General features: G+C 67.8%; 1 protein-coding gene. It reads right to left on the reverse strand.

The genetic code is table 11. The annotated features are described in order from the left end of the window. Positions 1–233, reverse strand: a 233-nt coding sequence (locus NZ773_16220) for an NADH-quinone oxidoreductase subunit M (protein MCS6803473.1), incomplete at both ends; no start/stop codon positions are given.

A 233-nucleotide genomic window follows, 5' to 3' on the forward strand; every position in this document is an offset into this window, starting at 1 on the left:
TACACCGGCATCAGCGGCATCAGCCCGCCGAAGTCGTTCAGGTCGCGAGTGTGGGCGCGCTCGTACAACACGCCGACGAGGAGGAACATGCCGGCGCTGCTCAGGCCGTGGGTGAACATCTGCAGCACCGCGCCGTTGGTCGCCAGGATGGCGTCCGGGATAAAGCGCCCGTCGTTGAACTGCGCGGCGAAGCCCTGCGCGTACGCGGCCACCGCGATGCCCAGCACCACGAA

It is taken from the genome of Dehalococcoidia bacterium (assembly GCA_025054935.1).
Classification (GTDB): domain Bacteria; phylum Chloroflexota; class Dehalococcoidia; order SpSt-223; family SpSt-223; genus JANWZD01.